At 66.9% G+C, this 18,561-nt stretch carries 17 protein-coding genes; 7 read left to right on the top strand and 10 right to left on the bottom strand.

The features are described 5' to 3' along the window. The first annotated feature begins 166 nt into the window (after positions 1 to 166). From AC3WUF_RS17430 to AC3WUF_RS17420, 3 genes are read left to right on the top strand one after another with little or no spacing between them, the layout of a single operon-like run. Entirely contained in the window at positions 167 to 946 is a 780-nt protein-coding gene (locus AC3WUF_RS17430) for an SDR family NAD(P)-dependent oxidoreductase (protein WP_492427940.1), read from the top strand. Then, positions 943 to 1,800 (top strand): class I SAM-dependent methyltransferase, encoded by an 858-nt coding sequence (locus AC3WUF_RS17425; RefSeq protein WP_492427938.1) that lies wholly within the window; start codon positions 943 to 945, stop codon positions 1,798 to 1,800. The genes AC3WUF_RS17430 and AC3WUF_RS17425 overlap by 4 nt, the downstream gene beginning before the upstream one ends. A gap of 2 nt (positions 1,801 to 1,802) precedes the next feature. Further along, positions 1,803 to 2,177 carry a VanZ family protein gene (locus tag AC3WUF_RS17420; protein WP_492427936.1) on the top strand — a complete coding sequence of 125 codons (375 nt, stop codon included), beginning with the start codon at positions 1,803 to 1,805 and terminating at the stop codon, positions 2,175 to 2,177. Here AC3WUF_RS17420 and AC3WUF_RS17415 read toward each other — a convergent pair. The 8 genes from AC3WUF_RS17415 to dapA all read right to left on the bottom strand — a co-directional run bounded on the left by AC3WUF_RS17415 (position 2,159) and on the right by dapA (position 12,137). After that, positions 2,159 to 2,944: a DNA-3-methyladenine glycosylase family protein gene (locus AC3WUF_RS17415; RefSeq protein WP_492427934.1), complete on the bottom strand. Its 786-nt coding sequence runs from the start codon at positions 2,942 to 2,944 to the stop codon at positions 2,159 to 2,161. The two genes, AC3WUF_RS17420 and AC3WUF_RS17415, sit on opposite strands and share 19 nt — an antisense overlap. Further along, positions 2,941 to 4,002 carry a bifunctional DNA-binding transcriptional regulator/O6-methylguanine-DNA methyltransferase Ada gene (ada, locus tag AC3WUF_RS17410; RefSeq protein WP_492427932.1) on the bottom strand — a complete coding sequence of 354 codons (1,062 nt, stop codon included), beginning with the start codon at positions 4,000 to 4,002 and terminating at the stop codon, positions 2,941 to 2,943. Before ada ends, AC3WUF_RS17415 begins: the two co-directional genes overlap by 4 nt. Positions 4,003 to 4,143: 141 nt before the next feature. Next, positions 4,144 to 6,114 (bottom strand): hypothetical protein, encoded by a 1,971-nt coding sequence (locus AC3WUF_RS17405; protein WP_492427930.1) that lies wholly within the window; start codon positions 6,112 to 6,114, stop codon positions 4,144 to 4,146. Positions 6,115 to 6,372: 258 nt separating this feature from the next. After that, a complete protein-coding gene (locus AC3WUF_RS17400; protein WP_492427928.1) occupies positions 6,373 to 8,205 on the bottom strand; it encodes a hypothetical protein in 1,833 nt (610 codons plus the stop codon). 108 nt (positions 8,206 to 8,313) lie between these two features. After that, a complete protein-coding gene (locus tag AC3WUF_RS17395; protein ID WP_492427926.1) occupies positions 8,314 to 8,832 on the bottom strand; it encodes a hypothetical protein in 519 nt (172 codons plus the stop codon). Position 8,833: 1 nt separating this feature from the next. Further along, positions 8,834 to 9,793 carry an oxidoreductase gene (locus AC3WUF_RS17390; protein WP_492427924.1) on the bottom strand — a complete coding sequence of 320 codons (960 nt, stop codon included), beginning with the start codon at positions 9,791 to 9,793 and terminating at the stop codon, positions 8,834 to 8,836. Beyond that, positions 9,790 to 11,046 carry an NADH:flavin oxidoreductase gene (locus AC3WUF_RS17385; RefSeq protein ID WP_492427922.1) on the bottom strand — a complete coding sequence of 419 codons (1,257 nt, stop codon included), beginning with the start codon at positions 11,044 to 11,046 and terminating at the stop codon, positions 9,790 to 9,792. Before AC3WUF_RS17385 ends, AC3WUF_RS17390 begins: the two co-directional genes overlap by 4 nt. A gap of 212 nt (positions 11,047 to 11,258) precedes the next feature. Further along, positions 11,259 to 12,137: a 4-hydroxy-tetrahydrodipicolinate synthase gene (gene dapA, locus AC3WUF_RS17380; RefSeq protein ID WP_492427920.1), complete on the bottom strand. Its 879-nt coding sequence runs from the start codon at positions 12,135 to 12,137 to the stop codon at positions 11,259 to 11,261. A gap of 158 nt (positions 12,138 to 12,295) precedes the next feature. On the opposite strand from dapA, the gene AC3WUF_RS17375 reads away from it, so the two are divergent. After that, on the top strand, positions 12,296 to 12,502 hold the full coding sequence (locus AC3WUF_RS17375) for a hypothetical protein (protein ID WP_492427918.1): 207 nt from the start codon (positions 12,296 to 12,298) through the stop codon (positions 12,500 to 12,502). Further along, the gene (locus tag AC3WUF_RS17370) at positions 12,499 to 13,413 is read left to right on the top strand and encodes a bestrophin family protein (RefSeq protein WP_492427916.1); all 915 of its coding nucleotides are present in this window, start codon (positions 12,499 to 12,501) and stop codon (positions 13,411 to 13,413) included. The genes AC3WUF_RS17375 and AC3WUF_RS17370 overlap by 4 nt, the downstream gene beginning before the upstream one ends. Before the next feature lie 121 nt (positions 13,414 to 13,534). Here AC3WUF_RS17370 and AC3WUF_RS17365 read toward each other — a convergent pair whose 3' ends face one another. Then, positions 13,535 to 15,010 carry an amidase gene (locus AC3WUF_RS17365; protein WP_492427914.1) on the bottom strand — a complete coding sequence of 492 codons (1,476 nt, stop codon included), beginning with the start codon at positions 15,008 to 15,010 and terminating at the stop codon, positions 13,535 to 13,537. Between the two features lie 212 nt (positions 15,011 to 15,222). Here AC3WUF_RS17365 and AC3WUF_RS17360 point away from each other — a divergent pair, with 212 nt between their 5' ends. Continuing rightward, positions 15,223 to 16,545 (top strand): DUF2254 domain-containing protein, encoded by a 1,323-nt coding sequence (locus tag AC3WUF_RS17360; protein WP_492427912.1) that lies wholly within the window; start codon positions 15,223 to 15,225, stop codon positions 16,543 to 16,545. Between the two features lie 172 nt (positions 16,546 to 16,717). Next, positions 16,718 to 17,656, top strand: coding sequence for an oxidoreductase (locus AC3WUF_RS17355; RefSeq protein WP_492427910.1), 939 nt, complete (start codon positions 16,718 to 16,720; stop codon positions 17,654 to 17,656). Between the two features lie 43 nt (positions 17,657 to 17,699). On the opposite strand, the gene AC3WUF_RS17350 is transcribed toward AC3WUF_RS17355, so the two are convergent. Further along, positions 17,700 to 18,455 (bottom strand): SDR family NAD(P)-dependent oxidoreductase, encoded by a 756-nt coding sequence (locus AC3WUF_RS17350; RefSeq protein WP_492427909.1) that lies wholly within the window; start codon positions 18,453 to 18,455, stop codon positions 17,700 to 17,702. Between the last annotated feature and the right edge of the window lie 106 nt (positions 18,456 to 18,561).

The following is an 18,561-nucleotide window of genomic DNA, read 5'->3' as shown; positions in this document are numbered from 1 at the left end:
AGAGATCGAGACGGGCAAGCATGCTGCTCCGCAGCAATCAGCGACCGAACGCAGGCAAACCTGCCCACGCGGCGCACCGTCATGCGTTCGGGTGATGTGTCCTTGATGCCGGCGCCGGATTATCCAGTGCAAAGCGTCTGCAGAACATTCTCCACGGGACAAGCCGATGAACCGACTCAAGGGCAAGGTTGCGATCATTACCGGCGGCGCGCGCGGCATGGGTGCCGCAACGGTCAAGCTGTTTGCCGAGCAGGGTGCAAAGGTCGTGATCGCCGATGTGCTCGACGCTGACGGCGCCGCACTGGCCGGCAGCATCGGCAACAACGCGCTATTCGTCCATCACGACGTCACCGACGAGAACAGCTGGTCCGCGCTGATCGAGCGCACGGTTTCGGCATTCGGCGCGATCGACATCCTCGTCAACAACGCCGGCGTGCTGCTGTTCAAGACGATCGCCGAAACGTCTCGCGCCGAGTTCGAGCGTGTCATCAACATCAACCTGGTCGGCTGCTTTCTCGGCACCAAGCTGATCGGCGCGCAGATGATCGCGAACGGCCGCGGCTCTATCGTCAACATCTCTTCGGCAGACGGCATGAAGGCCGCGAACGGCCTCGGCGCCTACTGCGCAAGCAAATGGGCGGTGCGCGGCTTCAGCAAGGTCGCGGCGATGGAATACGGCCACAAGGGCGTGCGCGTGAATTCGGTGCATCCGGGCGGCATCGACACGGTGATGGGCAACCCTTATGCCGAACAGAAGGCCGAAGTGAACAAGCGCTACACGATGGTGCCGATGCAACGCGTCGGCGATCCGTCCGAGGTCGCGTACACCAGCCTCTTCCTCGCCAGCGACGAGTCCTCGTACCTGTGCGGCGCGGAGATCGCTGTCGACGGCGGCATGCTGACCGGCCAGTACTACGTCGGCTTCCCCGGCGCGCCCGGCGTGTGAAGGACAAGTCCGCCGCAACGTCGACCGACCGCGTCAGCCCGACGGCGCACGCGACGGGTTATCTGTGGTTTCGCAACGGGCTGTCGAATCCCGCGCTGGTCACTGCACGCGGCAAGCGGCTCGACCGCGCGTTCCGTGTTCTGACGCGGACCACGCAGCTGCTCAGCGGCATCTCCCTGGACGCGATGATGCTGGCGCGCCACAAGGGCATCGACGCCGTACTGAACCGGGCCATCGAGGAAGGCCGCGTCACGCAGGTGATCGAGATCGCCGCCGGCCTTTCGGCGCGCGGCTGGCGCATGCGTCAGCGCCACGGCGATCGCATCACTTACATCGAGACCGATCTTCCCGACATGGCACGCGTCAAGCGTGAACTGCTCGGCGATGCCGGCCTGCTCGGACCGCGTCACCAGGTCATCGAGCTTGATGCGCTGGCCACCCGCGGCGCGCGCTCGCTGGCGGCGATCGCGAAGACGCTGGATCCGCAACAGGGCACGGCGATCATCACCGAAGGCCTGATGAACTATCTGGCACCGGACACCGCGACGGGTTTCTGGAAGCGCGCCGCCAAGGTGTTGCGCGGCTTTCCGCAGGGCACGTATCTGGCGGACGTCTATCTGACCCAGGACAACCGCAATCTGGCGATGCTTGGCTTCGGCGCCATCCTGCAGGTCTTCGTCCGCGGCCGCATGCATGTGCATTTCCATTCCGAGCCGCGCGCGGTGGACCGCATGGAGAGCGCCGGCTTCGGCAGCGTGACACTGCACAAGACCACCGCGATCCCTGAAACCGTCGAGCACGCCAAGGTCCGCGGCGGCGCGCTGGTGCGCATCCTCGAAGCACGGACGAAGTGAGCGTGCGGGCGGCGCTGCAAGGCCTGGTCGGAACACGCCCGCTGCAGCTGCTGTGGATCGCGGCCATCGTCGTCGCCCTGCTCTTCACGCTGCCGCCGATGCCGGAACAGGCGCCGCGCTTCGCGCACTCCGACAAGCTGTTTCACGCCGGCTACTTCGCGCTGCTCGGCCTGCTCGCTGCGTTATCCCAGCGGCGGCGCAGCGCCGCCCGCAACGCGGCGCTCGGCATGATCGGCTTCGGCATCGCCATCGAGCTGATCCAGTGGTTCCTGCCGTGGCGCAGTTTCGAAGGATTTGACATCGCAGCAGACAGCCTCGGCGTCGCGAGCGGCTATCTGATCGCGTTACGCCTGCGCACTCAACCGGCCCACAAGTAGATCGCGGCCAGCGACCGGTAGGGTCGCCAGGCTTCGGCCATCTGCAGCAATTGCTTCGGCGACTCAGCCCCCGCGGCGCGAATCAGGCCGACATCGGTTTCCGGAAAGGCATCCGACTCGCGGCCGAGGCGGATCGCCAGATACTGCCGCGTCCAGGGGCCGAAACCCGGCAGCGCGCGCAGGGCCGCGTCGATGGCCGGCCATTCGACATCGAAGCGCAGCCGACCATCGGCAACTGCTGCTGCGAGCAGGCGCACCGTCTCGACGCGCCGGCCCGGCATGCCCATGTTCGACAGGTCCGCAGCCAGCACCTGGGCCGGCGCAATCTGTCCGCAGCGCTCGACGAAGCGCCCCATCAGCGTCGATGCGGCGGCCACCGTGACCTGCTGGCCGAGCACCGTGCGCACGCACAGTTCGAACGGGTCCCAGCAGCCCAGCGGGCGCAGCCCCGGCGTCCGCACGATGCGCGGTTTCAGCACCGCACTCTTGCGCAAATGGCGGACTGCCCTGCCGTGATCTTCATCCAGCGCAAACAGCCGCGACAGACGTGCGCCAGCCTCCGCCGCGTCGATCGGCACGTCGGCTTCGATGAGCAGGCGCTGCGCTTCGCCGTCGAGGCTGGCGCGAACCGAGCCCGGCCCGACGCGGCGCGTATAGCTGTTCGCGTCGACCTGCTCGATCGCCGGAATCAGACGCGGCGCCAGATAGGACAACAGCAGATGCCAGGGCAACGGCGCCGTCAGCGCAATCTCGGCGAGCGGCTTCATTCGCGACCGCTGCGCTCGGCGTCGATCAGCGCGCGCTTACGCGCCAGACCCCACTTGTAACCGCCCATGCCGCCGTCGCCGCGAATCACCCGATGACAGGGCACGAACACGCCGACGCGGTTGCGCCCGCACGCGCTCGCGACCGCCCGCACCGCCCTGGGCTCGCCGATCGCCGCGGCAACTTCGCTGTACGAGCGCAGCTCGCCGCTGGGAATCTGCTGCAGGTAAGCCCAGACCTTCATCTGCAGAGCGGTGCCGCGCAGATCCAGCGGCAGTTCGGCAGCCTGCGGCGCGCCGACCAGATGCGCCGACAAGGCCTGCATCCAGCGCTCGAACTCCGGCCGCATCGGCTCCGCCATCGGCGCAATCTCCGCCTCCGGGTATTCCGCCCGCAGCATCGCGATCAGCTCGGCTTCGCGGTCGGCGAACTGCACGAAGCAGAGCCCCCGATCGGTGGCGCCCATCATCACCAGGCCGAGCGCGCAGGGCGCGCTGGCGTAGGAAATCTGCGTACCTGCGCCGCGCGCACGATACTGCCCCGGCGTCATGCCGAGCCGCGTCGACACCTTCTCGTACAAACGGCTGCCGGAACCGAAGCCCGCATCGTGTATCGCCTGCGTCACTGTTTCGCCGGCCTTGAGTTCGCCGCGCAGCGCGCGCAACCGGCAGGCCTCGATGAACTGCTTCGGGCTGACGCCGATCGCGGCCTTGAACTGACGCTGCAGATGAAACGGGCTCATGTGCGCCTGGGCACCGAGTGCTTCCAGCGTCAGGGATTCGTCCGTGTGCGCCTCGATGTAACGGCACAGCGCATGCATCTGCGCGGCGCGCTGATCGCCCGCCGATTCCGCGTCCGGCCGGCAGCGCTTGCAGGGCCGCAGACCGCTGGCCTCGGCCTCCGCCGTGCTCGCGAAAAAGCGGACGTTCTTGCGCAGCGGCAACCGTGAGCTGCACGACGGCCGGCAATAGATCCCGGTTGTCAGCACGCCGTACCAGAACCGGCCATCCTGATCCGCGTCACGCGCCTGCACCGCCTGCCAGCACTGTTCTTCGTTCATCTTCATGCTCCACCTAGTGTATCGGTGGCGTCATGTTCGCGGCTGGCAGGTCCGGCAACACTCCGGTTCTTGCGGTTCGATTGCCGGAAACGAAACAGGCGGACTCCGGAGTCCGCCTGTTCAGAACGGCGGCGTAGCGATCTAGCGCGCCGACTGCAATGGCGGGCCGAAAATCGACGGCGCGCGATCGTAGGACTTGAAGACCTGCCCTGCGGCGGCGCGCGATTTGGCGGCATCCAAAGGCACGCGATCGTAGAACATCGGCGCGTTGAAGCGGAGCCTCACCGCGCCGGTGTCGCTGTCGATGAACTCGCGGCGATCGAGGACATAGAAGCGCTCGCCGACACGGGCGATCGGCACGAAACGGCGTGCATCAAGCTGCTCGCAATCCTCCGACGGCTCGCCGCAGCCGGCGGCAACGTCCCCGGCGTTCTGATAGCGCCTGAACTCCAGCTCACCGTTGCCTTCGACGCTCCAGCGCACCTTGTAGGAAGATTCCGAAACGACGACTTCGCCGGCGCTGTCGACATCGTCCTCCTCGACGGCACCCTTGCCGCCGGGATCGAGGCGCAGACGAAGCCCCTGCAGCCGCGGATCGTCGTCGAACTCGTTGCCGACGCCCAGATAGAAATAACGCCCCGGCACTTCTTCCGTCGCGAAAGCGACGAAATCGTTGCCGGCAAAGGCCCGCGCCACGGTTACAAAGCGCTGTCCCGCGTTGCTGAAATCCGCCAGCAGCAGTTTCGCGCGACCGTCGATATCTCTGGCGACGCGATAGCGCCCGACCGCATCGTCGCCATAGGAAAGCTGCAGGCGTCCGTCGGCAACCGACCACGTGGCATCGTCCACCACGTAACGGCCACTGGCCGCGGAGCTGTCATCGAAGCTGATCACGTCCGGCTCGAACTGCACATCGAAGGCGCCCTGCGGTTCTGAACTCAGCTTCAGGATCGGCAGCACATATTTCTGCCCTGCGAACTGCGCGGCCGTCACCGGCTCCGTATTGCTGTCCGTCAGCAGCGTGCCCGCGACCGTCGTTCGTACAGTTCTGACGGGGCGGCTCGGGCAATCCGGCGACACCAGGCGGGCAACCCGCGTTGCGCTGACCGCTGTATCGGACAGCATCACGAGGTCGTAGCCGACATCCCGTCTGACGATCCTTTGCGTATCGTTGACCCCGTCGCAAGATGCGAACTCACCGAACTCCGTCTCGAACGGCGTCGGGAACCGCACCTGCAAGACCGTGCCGATGCGCCGCCAGGTCGTGTCCGTACCGACGAAGTCGGCGAAGAACGTTCCCGTACCGTCGGCGTTGAAACCGAATCCGCTGGTCCGGTACGAGCAGCCGTAGCACAGCGCCAGCGGAGCACGCTCGTCTGCCTTGTCGCCGCCGAATATCGAAACGATCATCTCGGCCGGCGGCGCAATGGGCTGCGCGCCAACGACATCCGCGTCGATCAGGATCTGTTCCTTGGCCGATTCCAACGCCGCTGCTGCGGCGACCTTGATGCCCAGAATGAAACGATCGCGCGCCGTCGCATCACGTGCGAGCGCCAGTGTCGTCGCGGTGCCTTCCGGCAACTCGAAGGCTTGCGGCTGGGTCACCGCGAGCTGTATCGCCGCAGCCAGCGTCAACGCCTCGTCGGGATCGACGCCCGCACCGAACTCGAACGCCTTGCCCGAATCCATACCGGCGGCTTCTTCCGCCAGCACCGCATCGGCCGTGCTGAGGCTGCTGACATTGGCGCGGATGTTCTCGTCGGCAGTCAAGGTCTCGTCATCGCCCGCCGCGGCGAGCAGGCCGCCGAAGGCGCCGAGATTGCTGCTCAGCTCGACGAACGAGCGATCGGCAGCGAGCTTGCCTTGGATTGCCACCGGCGCGTCGGCATTCGAAGAACGGACTTCGATCTCGAACTTGCCCTCGTCGTCCGCCTGCACGACGTATCGCTTGTTGCCGACAGCCACCGTGACTTCCGCGGCGCCGGCGGCCGGCGCGATGATCTTGCCGGACAGAGTGATGGGCTGACCGTCGGAGCCGCCGTTGTCGCAGGCGGACAATCCAAGCAGCGCGACGGACAACACAACCGCATGCAAACCCGTGATTCCTTTCATCGAAGAGTGCTCCCGAACATGGCGACATTCAGATGACCGGCAGGCTACACCAGCTTTTCCGGGAGCGCTGCCCCCGAACGCTCCGGTGCGAAAGCGGCAGTGCGCAGTCGGTCACGTTCCGGGCCGGGCTTACAGGGCCGCAGGCCTCGATCTCTGCCGCGCTCAAGAAAGCGGAGTTTCCTGAAGCTGCCCCCATGAAAGAAGGGCGGACCCTCGCGGCCCGCCCTCCGGTTTGCTCGCAAATCCAGGCGGCGAACACTAACCCTCCAGCGGCACCCGGTCGTAGAAGCGGGCATCGCTGCTAAAGGGCACCGATGTGTCGGTGTTGAAACGGCGGCGCTCGATCCAGTAGTAACGCTCGCCGACCCGATTCATCGGCACGATCACCCGGGTGTCGTACAGCGTGCAGGCATTGCTGCTGGCAGGATTGCACGCGACAGGCTGATTGTTCTCTTCGTAGTAGCGGCGCAGAAGCAGATTGCCGTCGGCCTGCAGGCTCCAGACGAAGAAGCGATTGTCGACCACCTGCGGCGTTCCATCGGGACTGGTGGCGTCGTCCTCCTGGAAGCCGGTACGGTCCGCCTCGAATCGCAGGCTGAAGCCCTCGCGGCCCGCGGCGGTGCTCCGTTCGTCGCCGATACCGAACTGGAAGTAGCGCGCGGGGATCCCCGCTTCGCTGAACGCCGCACCGCTGCCGCTGGCGAATCCGATCAGCAGATCGGCGTAGCGGCCCGACGGACTGTCGATATCCGCAGCGAATGCCCGTGCAACACCATCGATCTCGCGGACGACGCGATAGGTGCCGACCACATCGTTGCCGAACGAGACGCTCAGCGCGTTGTTCGTCAGCGTCCAGGTGAAATTGCCGGCGATGAATCCGCCGCTGCCGGTGCCGTCGGCGTTGAACGTCAGGCGGTCGACATTGATCGGCTGCGGCAACTTGGGATTGGCGACATTGCCGAGTACCGGCAACGCGTAGGTACCGGCCGTCAGCTCGGCCGTGCTCAGCGGCAGCGTCGTCTCAGCGTTGACGGCGAGCCTGCCGCGGGTCGTCGTTGCTGGTGCCTGCCCGCTATCGCAAGACGCATAGGTCGTGGTCACGCTGACCGCGCGCGGCGAGATGCGCACGATCTCGAACTGCGATTCGCGGAAGCCGGCGGCTGGATCTGCGCAGGGAATCGGCGATGACTTCGCAGCGCCATCGGCGACTTCGACGATCAGCCGGTTGCCATCGCGGCTCCACTGCATCGCATTGGTCTGCGTCGCATTGAAGTAGCGACCGCTGCCGTCGGCATCGAACTCGAAGCCGGCGATCAGCGACGAAGCGAGGAACGGGTAGTCGTTCTCGCGTCCGGCCAGCGCCGCGAGCAGGTCGGGCGGCACGCCGGATTCGGTGTTGTTGCCGACAACATCGCTGTTGCCGATCAGATTCTGCTTGGTCTGCTCGAGGTTCTCCGGGGCACGCTGCTCGATGTCCTCGGCAAACGCGCTGCGCAGCGTGGCACTACGCGCCAGATCCAGCGTCGTGGCGGCGCCTGCCGGCAATTCGAACTCGTCCGGATCGTTGATCGCCAGGTCGATGACCGCCGCAAGCGTCAGTGCCTCGTCGACATCCACGCCTTCACCGAACGTGAACGACTTGCGATGCACCTTGCCTTCCTCATCGGATTCCTCAAGCAGCGCGGCCTCGGCAGTGCTCAGGCTGGTCACGTTGGTGCGGATGTTCTCGTCCGCGGTCAGCGTGTCGTCATCGCCGGCCTCGGTCGCGAGATCGCCGAAACTGCCAAGACTGCCGGTCAGCTCGACGAACGACACGCTGCCGCTGAGCTTGGTCAGCAGGGTCACCAAGGCATCGGCATTGCTGGAGTCGATCGCGATCCGGAAGTTGCCGTCCTCGTCGGCCTTCGTCGTGAAGGACTCTTCGCCGACGGTCACGGTGACATCGGCACCGTCGGGCAAGGGTGCGACGATCTTGCCTTCGAGCGTCAGCACGTCGACCGTACTGCCACCGCCACCACCGCCGCCACAGGCACTCAGCAACGACAGGCCGGCCGCCAGCGCGAACTTGCGCAGCACAACGCTTGTTTCCATGGTTCGCTCCCCCGAGCTCCGATATCGCCTGTCCCCCAGGCTACATGGGAATTCTGGCATGCCACAGCCCCGCATCCAGGGGGAGCAGACCCGCCACTGTGCGACCGGTCACGCAGCGCCGGGCTTGCCCTCGACGAACGCGACCCCACCCGGCATCGGCCCGCCGCGCAGCACGCGCCAGGCCGGCGGGAACTCAAGCACGATGGTCGCGAGCACGCCCAGGATAGTCAGCACCAGGGCGGTCTGGTCGGCGAGCAGGCTGAACGACAGCCGGGTCGCGTAGACATAGACGACGATGCCGCTGGCGACGAAGCCGCCGAGCGACATCCACAGGAACTGGCGGTTGTCGTTGAGGCCGGTGTCGAAGCGGAACAGGAAGACTTCGCCGATCCCCGCTGGCAGGTGCACAACGCTGCGGCTGGCCAGCGCGCCGAGCAGATGGCCCCATTCGTGCAACAGGTAACCGGTCACCGCAAGCATGACGCCGGCGAGCAGCGACACCGGCACCCGCCATGCGGAAGCGCCGGCCTCAAGCTGATGCGCGAGCAGCAGCAGGGCAACGGCGGCGGCGATCAACAGCAGATCGCGGATCAGTACCTTGAACGGAATCTGTGTACGGGTTCCCATTTCAGCGCTCCAGTTCTCGATAACGTACGCCGGTCATCTGTTCGCAGACGCTCCACAGCCGCTGGCGCGTGGCCGCGTCGAGTGCGGGCGCAGAGGGTTTGACGCGCTTCGGCTCGCCGGCGAACTCACCGAAACCATCGGGCCCGTAGAACTCGCCGCCTTGCGCCTGCGCATCCGCCGCGGCGAGCAGAATCGGCCGCGCGCCGCGATCCTGTTCCTGGCTGAACCAGCGCATCGCAATCCAGAAGCCGATGTCGGCCAGCTTGTCGACCAGCTTGAGCCGCGGCTGGCCGTTGCGGCTCGCGCCGAGAGCCGTGCGGGCAACGCCAGGGTGCGCGGCCAGCGCCGCGGCAGGCAGGCGCGCGCGTTCGAAGCGCGCCTGCATCTCCATCGCCAGTACCAGGCAGGCGAGCTTGGCCTGGTTATAGATGCGTTGATGCTGGTAGCGCTTCTCGGCGTGCAGATCGTCGAAGTCCAGTACGCCATTACGGTGCACGAGACTGGAAACCCAGACGACGCGTGCGGCCGGCGCGGCGAGCAGGGCCGGCAGCAGCAGACCGTTCAACGCGAAATGGCCGAGCACGTTGACGCCGAACTTCAGCTCGAAGCCGTCGGCCGTCGTGCGCCGCTGCAGCGGCGGCAGGATGCCGGCGTTGTTGATCAGAATGTCGAGCGGCCGGCCGTCGTCGAGCAAGCTCGCGGCGAAGGCACGAATGCGCGCGAGTTCGCCGAGATCGAGCTCGCGGAAACTCACTGAAGCCGACGGCTGCAACGCACGAATCTTCTCAACCGCGGCCTGGCCGCCGGCGACGTTGCGATCAGCAATGATGACTTCGGCGCCGCGCACGGCCAGACCAAGCGCGGTTTCCAGTCCCAAGCCGCTCGCCGCACCGGTCACCAGCGCGCGCTTGCCGTGCAAATCCGGCAGCGTCGACTGACTCCACGCGGCGGTCGTGCTCATGCCGCCGCGGGGGTTTGATTGAGCGTCACGTCGTTCTCGTCGCGCAGCACGCAGCGCGTGCCGCCCGGCGTGTACATCGAGGTCACGCAGTGATTGCAGGCGGTGCAGCCGGATACCGTCACGCTGCCGTCGCGGAACTTGTTGACCAGCTGCGGATCGTGAATCAGCGCGCGGCCCATGACGATCGCATCGAAGCCGTCGCTCAAGGCCTGGTTCACGCCAGCCACCGATTTCGCGCCGCCGAGGTAGGCGAGCGGCATCTTCACCGCGGCGCGAATCTTTCTCGAATACTCGAGGAAATACATCTCGTGGAACTTGAGCTTCGGTTCCCACAGGCGCATCAGCCGCGTCGCGAACTTGACGATCGGATTCTGGATCGCCTCGACTGCGGCGGCCGGCATGTTGCTGCCGAAGATCGCCCAAGGCGCTTCGACGTTCATGCCGCCGGACAGCACCAGCAGATGCGCGCCGGCGGCCTCGAGCACGCGCGCGACTTCGACGGCGTCTTCGACGCTGGCGCCGCGCTTGTGGCCTTCGGTCACGCAGATCTTGCAGGTCACCGCCATGCGCGTACCGACCGCGTCGAGCACGCGGCGCAGCACTTCCGCCGGATAGCGTGCGCGCTGTGTCGCAATGCCGCCGTACTCGTCCTTACGCCGGTTGTAGACCGGTGACAGGAACTGGCTCAGCAGATAGCCGTGGCCCATGTGGATCTCGACGGCGTCGAAGCCGGCCGCCTCGGCACGCTGCGCGGCGGCGACGAACTCGTCGCCGATGCGGTCCATGTCGGCACGCGTCATCGCGGTCTTGAACACACGGCCGCTGATGACACCCGCCGCGTTGAAACCACCGGACGCGCTGAGCGGGTACTTGGTCGTCAGCCGCGGCACGAACGTGAACGCGCCGCCATGTGTGATCTGCGCGCAGGCGAACGCGCCTTCGCGATGCACCGCGTCGGTCAGCGCGCGCAGGTGCGGAACGCTCGCATCGTCGAGCGTCACCTGATCCTCGAAGGTGCGGCCATCGGGGCTGATCGAGCAATACGCCACCGTCGTCATCGCGACGCCGCCGGCCGCCATCTGGCGGTGATGCTCGACCAGCAGCTTCGACGGCATGCCGCTCTTGGCCATGCCCTCGTTGGTCGCCGACTTGATGAAGCGGTTGCGCAAGCTCAACGGCCCGACGCGTAACGGGCCATAAGCGGAAGGATCGATCGCGGAAGGATTCACCTGGGACTGCTCGGCCTGGGTCATGCCCCATGATCCGGGCCCCTGCCACCGCCCGCCTCATCCGATAGAGGGAGCCGAAGGACCGTTCAGCCACCGCTGCGCGGAATGAAATCCGGGGTGTCGCTCTGTCCGCGAGCACAGAACCCCGGGTTGCACCCGGGCTACAAGGGTCGCGAACCGTAGCCCGGATGAAATCCGGGATATCGATCCTGCCTTGGAGACGCCCTGCGACAAGCTCATTCCATGGCCAGAATCTCCGGCAATGCCCGCTCGATCCGCTGTCGCAGCTCGACGGAGGCCTCGGTCATCGGCAGACGCAGCCCGTCGGAGATCAGCCCCATCATCGCCAGTGCCGCCTTCAGCGGTGCCGGATTCGGCTCGGCGAACAGCAGCCGGATCCAGGGCAACAGGGCGTAATGCAGCTGCCGCGCCGGCGCCAGTTCACCGGCGCGCACGTGGGCCAGCATTCGACGGTACAGGTCCGGCCGCACATGCGCTGCCGCAGCGATCGCGCCGTGGCCGCCCATGCAGGCGGTGGTGAAGATCAGCGCATCCTCGCCGCTGAGCACCTGCAGCGGCGTCTCGTGGATCAGGGCGGCGAGCTGATCCAGATCGTTGCCGGCGCTTTGCTTGATGCCGACGATGCGCGGGTTGCGCGACAGCGCGCGCAAGGTCGCCGTGTCCATCGCGACGCCACTGCGGTAGGGAATGTTGTAGAGCAGGATCGGCTTCTCGGTCGATGCCGCCAGCGCTTCGAAATGGCGGCGGATGCCCTCCTGCGAAGGCCGCGTGTAGTACGGCGTGCTGATCAGCCAGCCGCTCACCGGCTCGCGCTCCAGCGTACGCAGACGCTCAAGCATCGCCGCGGTGTCGTTGCCGCTGATGCCGAACACCAGCGGGCAACGACCGCCGGCAACTTCGTGCACGGCAGCCAGCACGCGCCGCTGCTCGTCGTCGGACAGCGTTGCCGGCTCGCCGGTCGTGCCGCAGACGATGAAACCGTCCACGCCCTGCTGCAGCAGGTGCGCGGTCAGGCGCTGCAGCGCGGGCAGATCGGGTTCGTCGTTGCGGAAGGGGGTGATCAGCGGTACCCAGATTCCCTGGAATGCCGTCATGTGTCGCTCCTGGTGTTGATGGATGGTGGGCGTCGGCAACGCGAACCATCGGCTCAAGGCCGGCGGAGGGACTGCGGGGAGGCAACTAAGGACAGCGAGCAGGCATTCCGTCGGCATCGACCGACGGAACAGCGTCCCGTCAGGCGAGAGGCTGTTTTTTGGATTTGCTGCTGCTGGATGCCGGAATCGCGCAGGCGCGGACCGTCACGCTGCGGAGCAGCGCTGTGCAGGCGAAGACGGTGGCTTGCGGACTCATGGCGGCGCGCAAGATAGACGATTGCGCGGCCGGCCGCAAAGCCGGTTGCCGGCCGGCACGCGTCGCTATACTCGCCCTCGCCGCCCGCCTGGTCTCACCGACACCGTGATCGTCCGCCCCCGCTCGCATTGGTTGCGCATGCTGTTCGTCTGGCGCGGTTCGGTGCTCGCGCGCATCCTGCCGCAGCTCGGCCTGACGACGCTGCTGTCGGTCGCCGTCGTCCTCAACCAGGACTTCCTGCACCGCCACGGCCTGATCCTGACCGCCGTGCCATTCACCCTGCTCGGCATCACGCTGGCGATCTTCCTCGGCTTCCGCAATACCGTCAGCTACGACCGCTACTGGGAGGCGCGCAAGCTCTGGGGCGAGCTGCTCAACGACAGCCGCAGCCTCGCGCGGCAGGTGCTGACGCTGGTCGGCGCCGACATCGACGAGCGGCGCCGCTTCGTTCATGCGCAGATCGCGGCCGTTCATGCGCTGCGGCACGAGCTGCGCGGCAGCGAGGCCGGCGCGGACCTGCGCGCGCTGCTGCCGTCCGAGTGGCAGGCGCAGTGCATCGGCGCGCGCCACCCGTCGACGATGATCCTGCTGCGCCTGGCCGAAACCTTGAGCCGCTGGCGCGAGGCCGGCACGCTGCAGCCGGTACTGGCCGCCGAAACCGAGCGCAGCCTGGTGCGTCTGACCGAGGCGATCGGCGGCTGCGAGCGCATCGCCAGCACGCCGCTGCCGTTTGCGTACTCGGTGCTGCTGCACCGGACAATCTACCTGTACAGCTTCCTGCTGCCGTTCGGCCTCGTCGAACTGATCGGCGTCATGACGCCGCTGATCGTCGCGTTCATCTCCTACACCTTCTTCGCGCTCGAAGCGCTGGCCGAGGAAATCGCCGAACCCTTCGGCCTCGAGCCGCACGACCTGGCCCTCAACGCGATGGCGCGCAACATCGAGATCAGTCTGCGCGAGATGCTCGGCGAGCAGCCGCTGCCGGACGCCCTGCTACCGCAGGACTACCTGCTGCAATAACCCTCGTTGGCATCGTAGGCTGGGATGAGCGCAGCGAATCCCAGCGCAACAGGTGCGACAGGCAGCGCTGCTGGGATTCGCTGCGCTCATCCCAGCCTACACAGCTGCGGGGAGCGGCCGATCAAATCGCCTGCAGCCCCGGCGGCAGCGCCCAACCGCCGAACTGTTTCTCCAGCGCCTGCGCGACCGCAATCGTCACCGCATCGTTGCCGGGCACGCTGACCACCTGGGTACCGAGCGGAAGGCCGTGCTTGTTCAAGCCCAGCGGCACCGTCGTCGCCGGGAAACCCAGCACGTTGAAGATGCCGCAGTAGGCGAAGTCAAACGGCGTCGTCAGCGGCCAGTTGTGCTTCGGCGCGGCGCGCGAGTACGGCGGCATCAGCAGCACGCCGTTGGGACCGAGATCCTCGATGATCTGCGCGCGCAGTTCCTGGCCCATCTTCACGTAGCGCGCATGGTTCATCGGGAAGGCCTCGATGCCGGCCAGCACCAGCGCCGGGAAGGTATGCACCGACCGGCCGAACAGGTTCTTCAGCAGTTCCCGCCCGACCGCGATCGGCTTACCCTCGCCAAGCTGCGACGCAAACGTCTCGGGTTCGGCGGCATGCATCATCGCGCTCCAGATCTCGAAGCTCTTCGCGATCTTCGGCCAGCTCGGCGTCTTCAGCTCGCGGCACTGCGTGCCCAGCCATTCGGCGGCGACGCGCTGCGCGGCACGCAGATCGGCGGCGACGCGCTGGCGGCCGTTGTGCTCCAGAGACAGCACGCGGATGTCCTTCAGGTTGACCTGCGCCGGATCGCCTTTCAGCGTGCCAGCCTTGCAGATCGGGTCATGCCCGTCCGGGCCGGCGAGGATGTTCAGCAGCGGCCACAGGTCTTCGGCTCGCCGCGCGAGCGGGCCGGTCACGCAGTTGTAGGCCATCTGCCCCTGCGGCTCCGGATGCTGGCCGCTGTTCGGCACGATGCCCGGCGTCGGCTTGTGGCCGAACACGCCGTTGAAGAACGACGGAAAACGGATCGAACCGCCAACGTCGGCCCCGAGGCCGAACGGCGAGCCGCCGGAACCGATCACCGAGCCTTCGCCGCCACTCGAACCACCGGTCGTGCAGGCCGGGTTGTAGGCGTTGCCGGTGCGGCCGTAGACGTTGTTGTTGGTCTCCATCCACATGCACAGCTCGGGTGTGTTGGTGAAGCCGAGCACGATCGCACCGGCGGCACGCAGGCGCGCGACGGTCGGCGCATCGTGTTCCGCCAGACGCCCGCGCCGCGCGACCAGGCCCGATACCTGCGGGAACCCCTTGAACGCGAAGTTCTCCTTGAGCGTGCAGGGCACGCCGAGCAGCGGCGGCAGGCTCGCCTTGTCGGCGCTCTGCCGCAAGCGCTCGTCGGCCGCATCGGCCTCCTTGCGCGCCGCGTCGAAGCGCTGCTGCACGACCGCGTTGGTCTGCGGGTTCACCGTTTCGATCCGCGCGATGTGCGCGTCGACCAGCGCGCGCGAAGTGATCTGTCCGGCGCGCAGCGCGGCGGCCATCTGCATTGCGGACATGCGCAGCGGTTGTAGCTGCAGCGCGCTGAGACGGTCGTTGTCGTAGGCCATGATGAATCCCCTTCCCCAATGGAACTGCCGAAAGCCTAGCGCGATCCCCCAGCTACGGCTCTGGCAAATATGACCCCTGGGCCGGGCGCCCGTCCGCTGGCCGGACCAGCGGCATCCGCGCTACTGTAACGACTCGTCGCCGCTACAGCGGCAGGCGGACTGAAAAGGCGCGCAGATCGATAACGACTAGCCGCGCGAGGGAGTGCAAGACGATGACTTTTCGCGCGGGCATGCGGATGCGCATGCGCTTTTTTCTCAACCGTGTGCAGGAGCGGCTGTGGGTCAAACCGCTGCTGTACTGCCTGTTATCGGTGGCCGCCGCATTTCTCGCCGAGCTGATGGACCATCTGGTGCATCGCTTCCAGCTGCTGAACCTGATGCCGCGCATCAGCCTCGAGTCGGTGCAGACACTGCTGTCGATCATCGCCGCGAGCATGCTCGGCATGGCGGTGTTCGCGGTGGGTTCGATGGTCTCCGCGTTCCAGGCGGCCGGCGCCTCGGCAACGCCGCGCGCCTTCTCGCTGATCATTGCCGACGATGTCTCGCAGAAGGCGCTGTCAACCTTCATCGGCGCTTTCATCTTCAGCGTCGTCGGCATCAGCGCACTGTCGAATGGCTATTACGACGCCTCCGGACATTTCGCGCTGTTCCTGATGACGCTTTTCGTGCTTTTGCTGGTGATCCTGCGATTCCTGCAATGGGTGGACCGCATCGCCCGGCTTGGTCGCGTCGGCGAGACGATCGCCAAGGTCGAAGCAGCCACCGCACCGACGCTGCGCGCCTTGCGCCGGCACCCGCGCATGGGCGGCGCCGCCATCGACGACCGTGGCGGGCTGCCGCTGGAAACGTCGCGCGTCGGCTATCTGCAGCGCATCGACATGGCCGAGCTGCAGGACATCGCCGAGCGGGAAGACCTGCATCTGCGCGTCAAGCTGCTGCCCGGCAGCCTGGTCGCACCGGGACGCGGCCTGGTCGAGGTGCTCGACACCACCGCAGCACCGTCCGACGACTTGCGTGCGCGCATCGAGCACGCGTTTGTCATCGGCGATAAGCGGACCTTCGATGAAGATCCGCGCTTCGGCCTGATCGTGCTGTCGCAGATCGCCAGCCGCGCCTTGTCGCCGGCGGTCAACGATCCCGGCACCGCGATCGACATCCTCTGCAGCCAGCTGCGCCTGCTCACGCTGTGGGCGCGCACCGGGATCGTTGCGGACAGCGCTGACAGCAAGCCAGCGGAGATCCATGATCGCGTCAGCGTACCGCTGTTGCCGGCCGGCGATCTGCTCGACGACGCCTTCAATGCCATTGCCCGCGACGGTGCGGCGCTGGTCGAGGTGGCCGTGCGCCTGCAGCAGGTCTTGCGCAGCCTTGGCACGCTGCCGGACGCGGCGCTGACCGCGGCGGCCGTCGAACACGCCCGCTTTGCCCGCGATCACGCCCGGCTGGCGTTGAAGCAGCCGCGCGAGCAGGCGACGCTGGACGATGCCGCCCTCTGGATCGACACACTCTCACGACCCGAGGAGCCTCTGATCTAGCACGTAGCCCGGGTACAACCCGGGGTCTGCGCCTGCGGAGAACGCGTGAACCCGGATTGCATCCGGGCTACGGGGCTACGGATGTGAATCGGAGCTTGCCTAACGCTTCTGCATGAGGTTGTTGCCGCCGGAGCAGCGAATAATTCCGCGATCCGCAGACCGAGGCGATGCCATGAGCCGCTGGACCCACAACGACATTCCCGACCTCAGCGGCAAGACCGCGCTGGTGACGGGCGCCAACAGCGGGCTGGGCCTGGCAACCGCGCAGGCGCTGGCCGCCAGGAACGCGCGGGTGATCCTGACCTGCCGCGGCGCGGCCAAGGCCGAAGCGGCGATGGCGCAGATCCGCGCGGTGACCCCGCAAGCGCAGCTCGAGTATCTGGAACTCGACCTGTCGGACCTGCAGTCGGTGCGCGATGCGGCCGCGCGCTTGAAGGCGCAAGCGCAGCCGCTCGACATCCTGATCAACAACGCCGGTGTCATGGCCGTGCCGCTGAGGCGCACGCGCGACGGCTTCGAGCTGCTGTTCGGCACCAATCATCTCGGCCACTTCGCGTTCGCCGCGCAAGTCTTCGAATGCCTGCGCGCCGCACCGCAGGCGCGCATCGTCAGCGTTGCCAGCAATGCGCACCTGACCGGGCGGCTGGCGCTGGACGACCTCAACTGGGAGAAGCGCAGCTACAGCAAGGCCGGCGCCTACAGCCAGTCGAAACTGGCCAATCTGATGTTCAGCCTGGAGCTGGCGCGGCGCCTCAAGGCGGCGGGCAGCCCAGCCGTCAGCGTCGCGGCCCACCCCGGCTATGCCGTGACGAACATCTTCTACGGCGCCGGCGGGGCTCAGCCCTCGCCGCTGCGCAGCCTGTTCAATAACGCGGCCCTGCTGGGCGCCGCGATGCTCGGGCAGCCCGCGGCGCTGGGCGCGCTGCCGATCCTGTATGCGGCAACAGCCGGCGATGTCGACCCTGGTGCGTACTACGGCCCGAATGGCTTCCTGGAGATGCGCGGCCACCCGGCGCGGGCGCGCATCGCCCCGCAGGCACGCCATGCCGAACGTGCCGCTGCGCTGTGGGCGGAGTCGGAAAGATTGACTGGTGTGCGCTGGGCGTTCTGATTGATTCCCTTCTCCCCGCACGCGGGGAGAAGGGAGTCTTCGCTTATCCCAGATACGCCTGCCCGCCATCCACGCCGATCGACTGGCCGTTGATGTAGCGCGACTCGTCCGAGCACAGCGACACCACGTAGCGGCCGATGTCTTCCTCGCAGGCGCCGACGCGGCCCTGCGGCACGGTGGCGATGAACGCTGCCGCTTCTTCCGGACGCTCGCGCGTCCACCACTGCATCGCCGGCGAATCGGCGAGCGGCAGGATCGCGTTGGTGCGGATGCCGTCCTTGGCCCATTCGCAGGCAGCGGCGCGGGTCAGCTGGCGGATTGCCTCCTTGACCGCGGCGTAGGCGCCGTAACCGGCGGCGTCCCAGCGCTTCGCCGCCGACGAGCCGAAATTTACGATGCAGCCGTCGCCCTTCAGGTACGGATGGCACAGTTTCATCAGGCGAAAGGTTGCGAGCGGACCGGACTCCCAGCCGGCGGCGAATTGCTCGTCGGTGACGCCGTTGAGCGGCCCTAGCGGCACTTCCTGCGCGTTGTTGACGAGGATGTTGAGCTTGCCGAGCTTGGCGATCACGGTCTTGACGCAGGCTTCGACCGAAGCGGCGTCACGGACATTGCACTCGATCGCCAGCGCCTTGCCGCCGCGCTGGGTGATCTCCGCAACAGTGGCTTCCAGCTTCGACAGCGTGCGCCCGGTCACAGCAACCGTCACGCCCTCGGCCGCCAGCGCGAATGCGATGCCCTGACCCACGCCCTGTCCCGCGCCGGTGATCAGCGCGACCTTGCCCTGCAGCTTCGCCATCGTCGTTCCCCTCGTTGTCGTTCGTGGCGCTAGTGTGCAAACCGGGGCGCGGACGCGCCTAACCCTTGCGGGGTAGAAAAAGCGTCGACGCGTTAGGCTTGTCGCA

Source organism: Fontimonas sp. FW305-C-3 (assembly GCF_058783185.1).
This window is presented reverse-complemented; position numbering and strand designations above follow the sequence as displayed.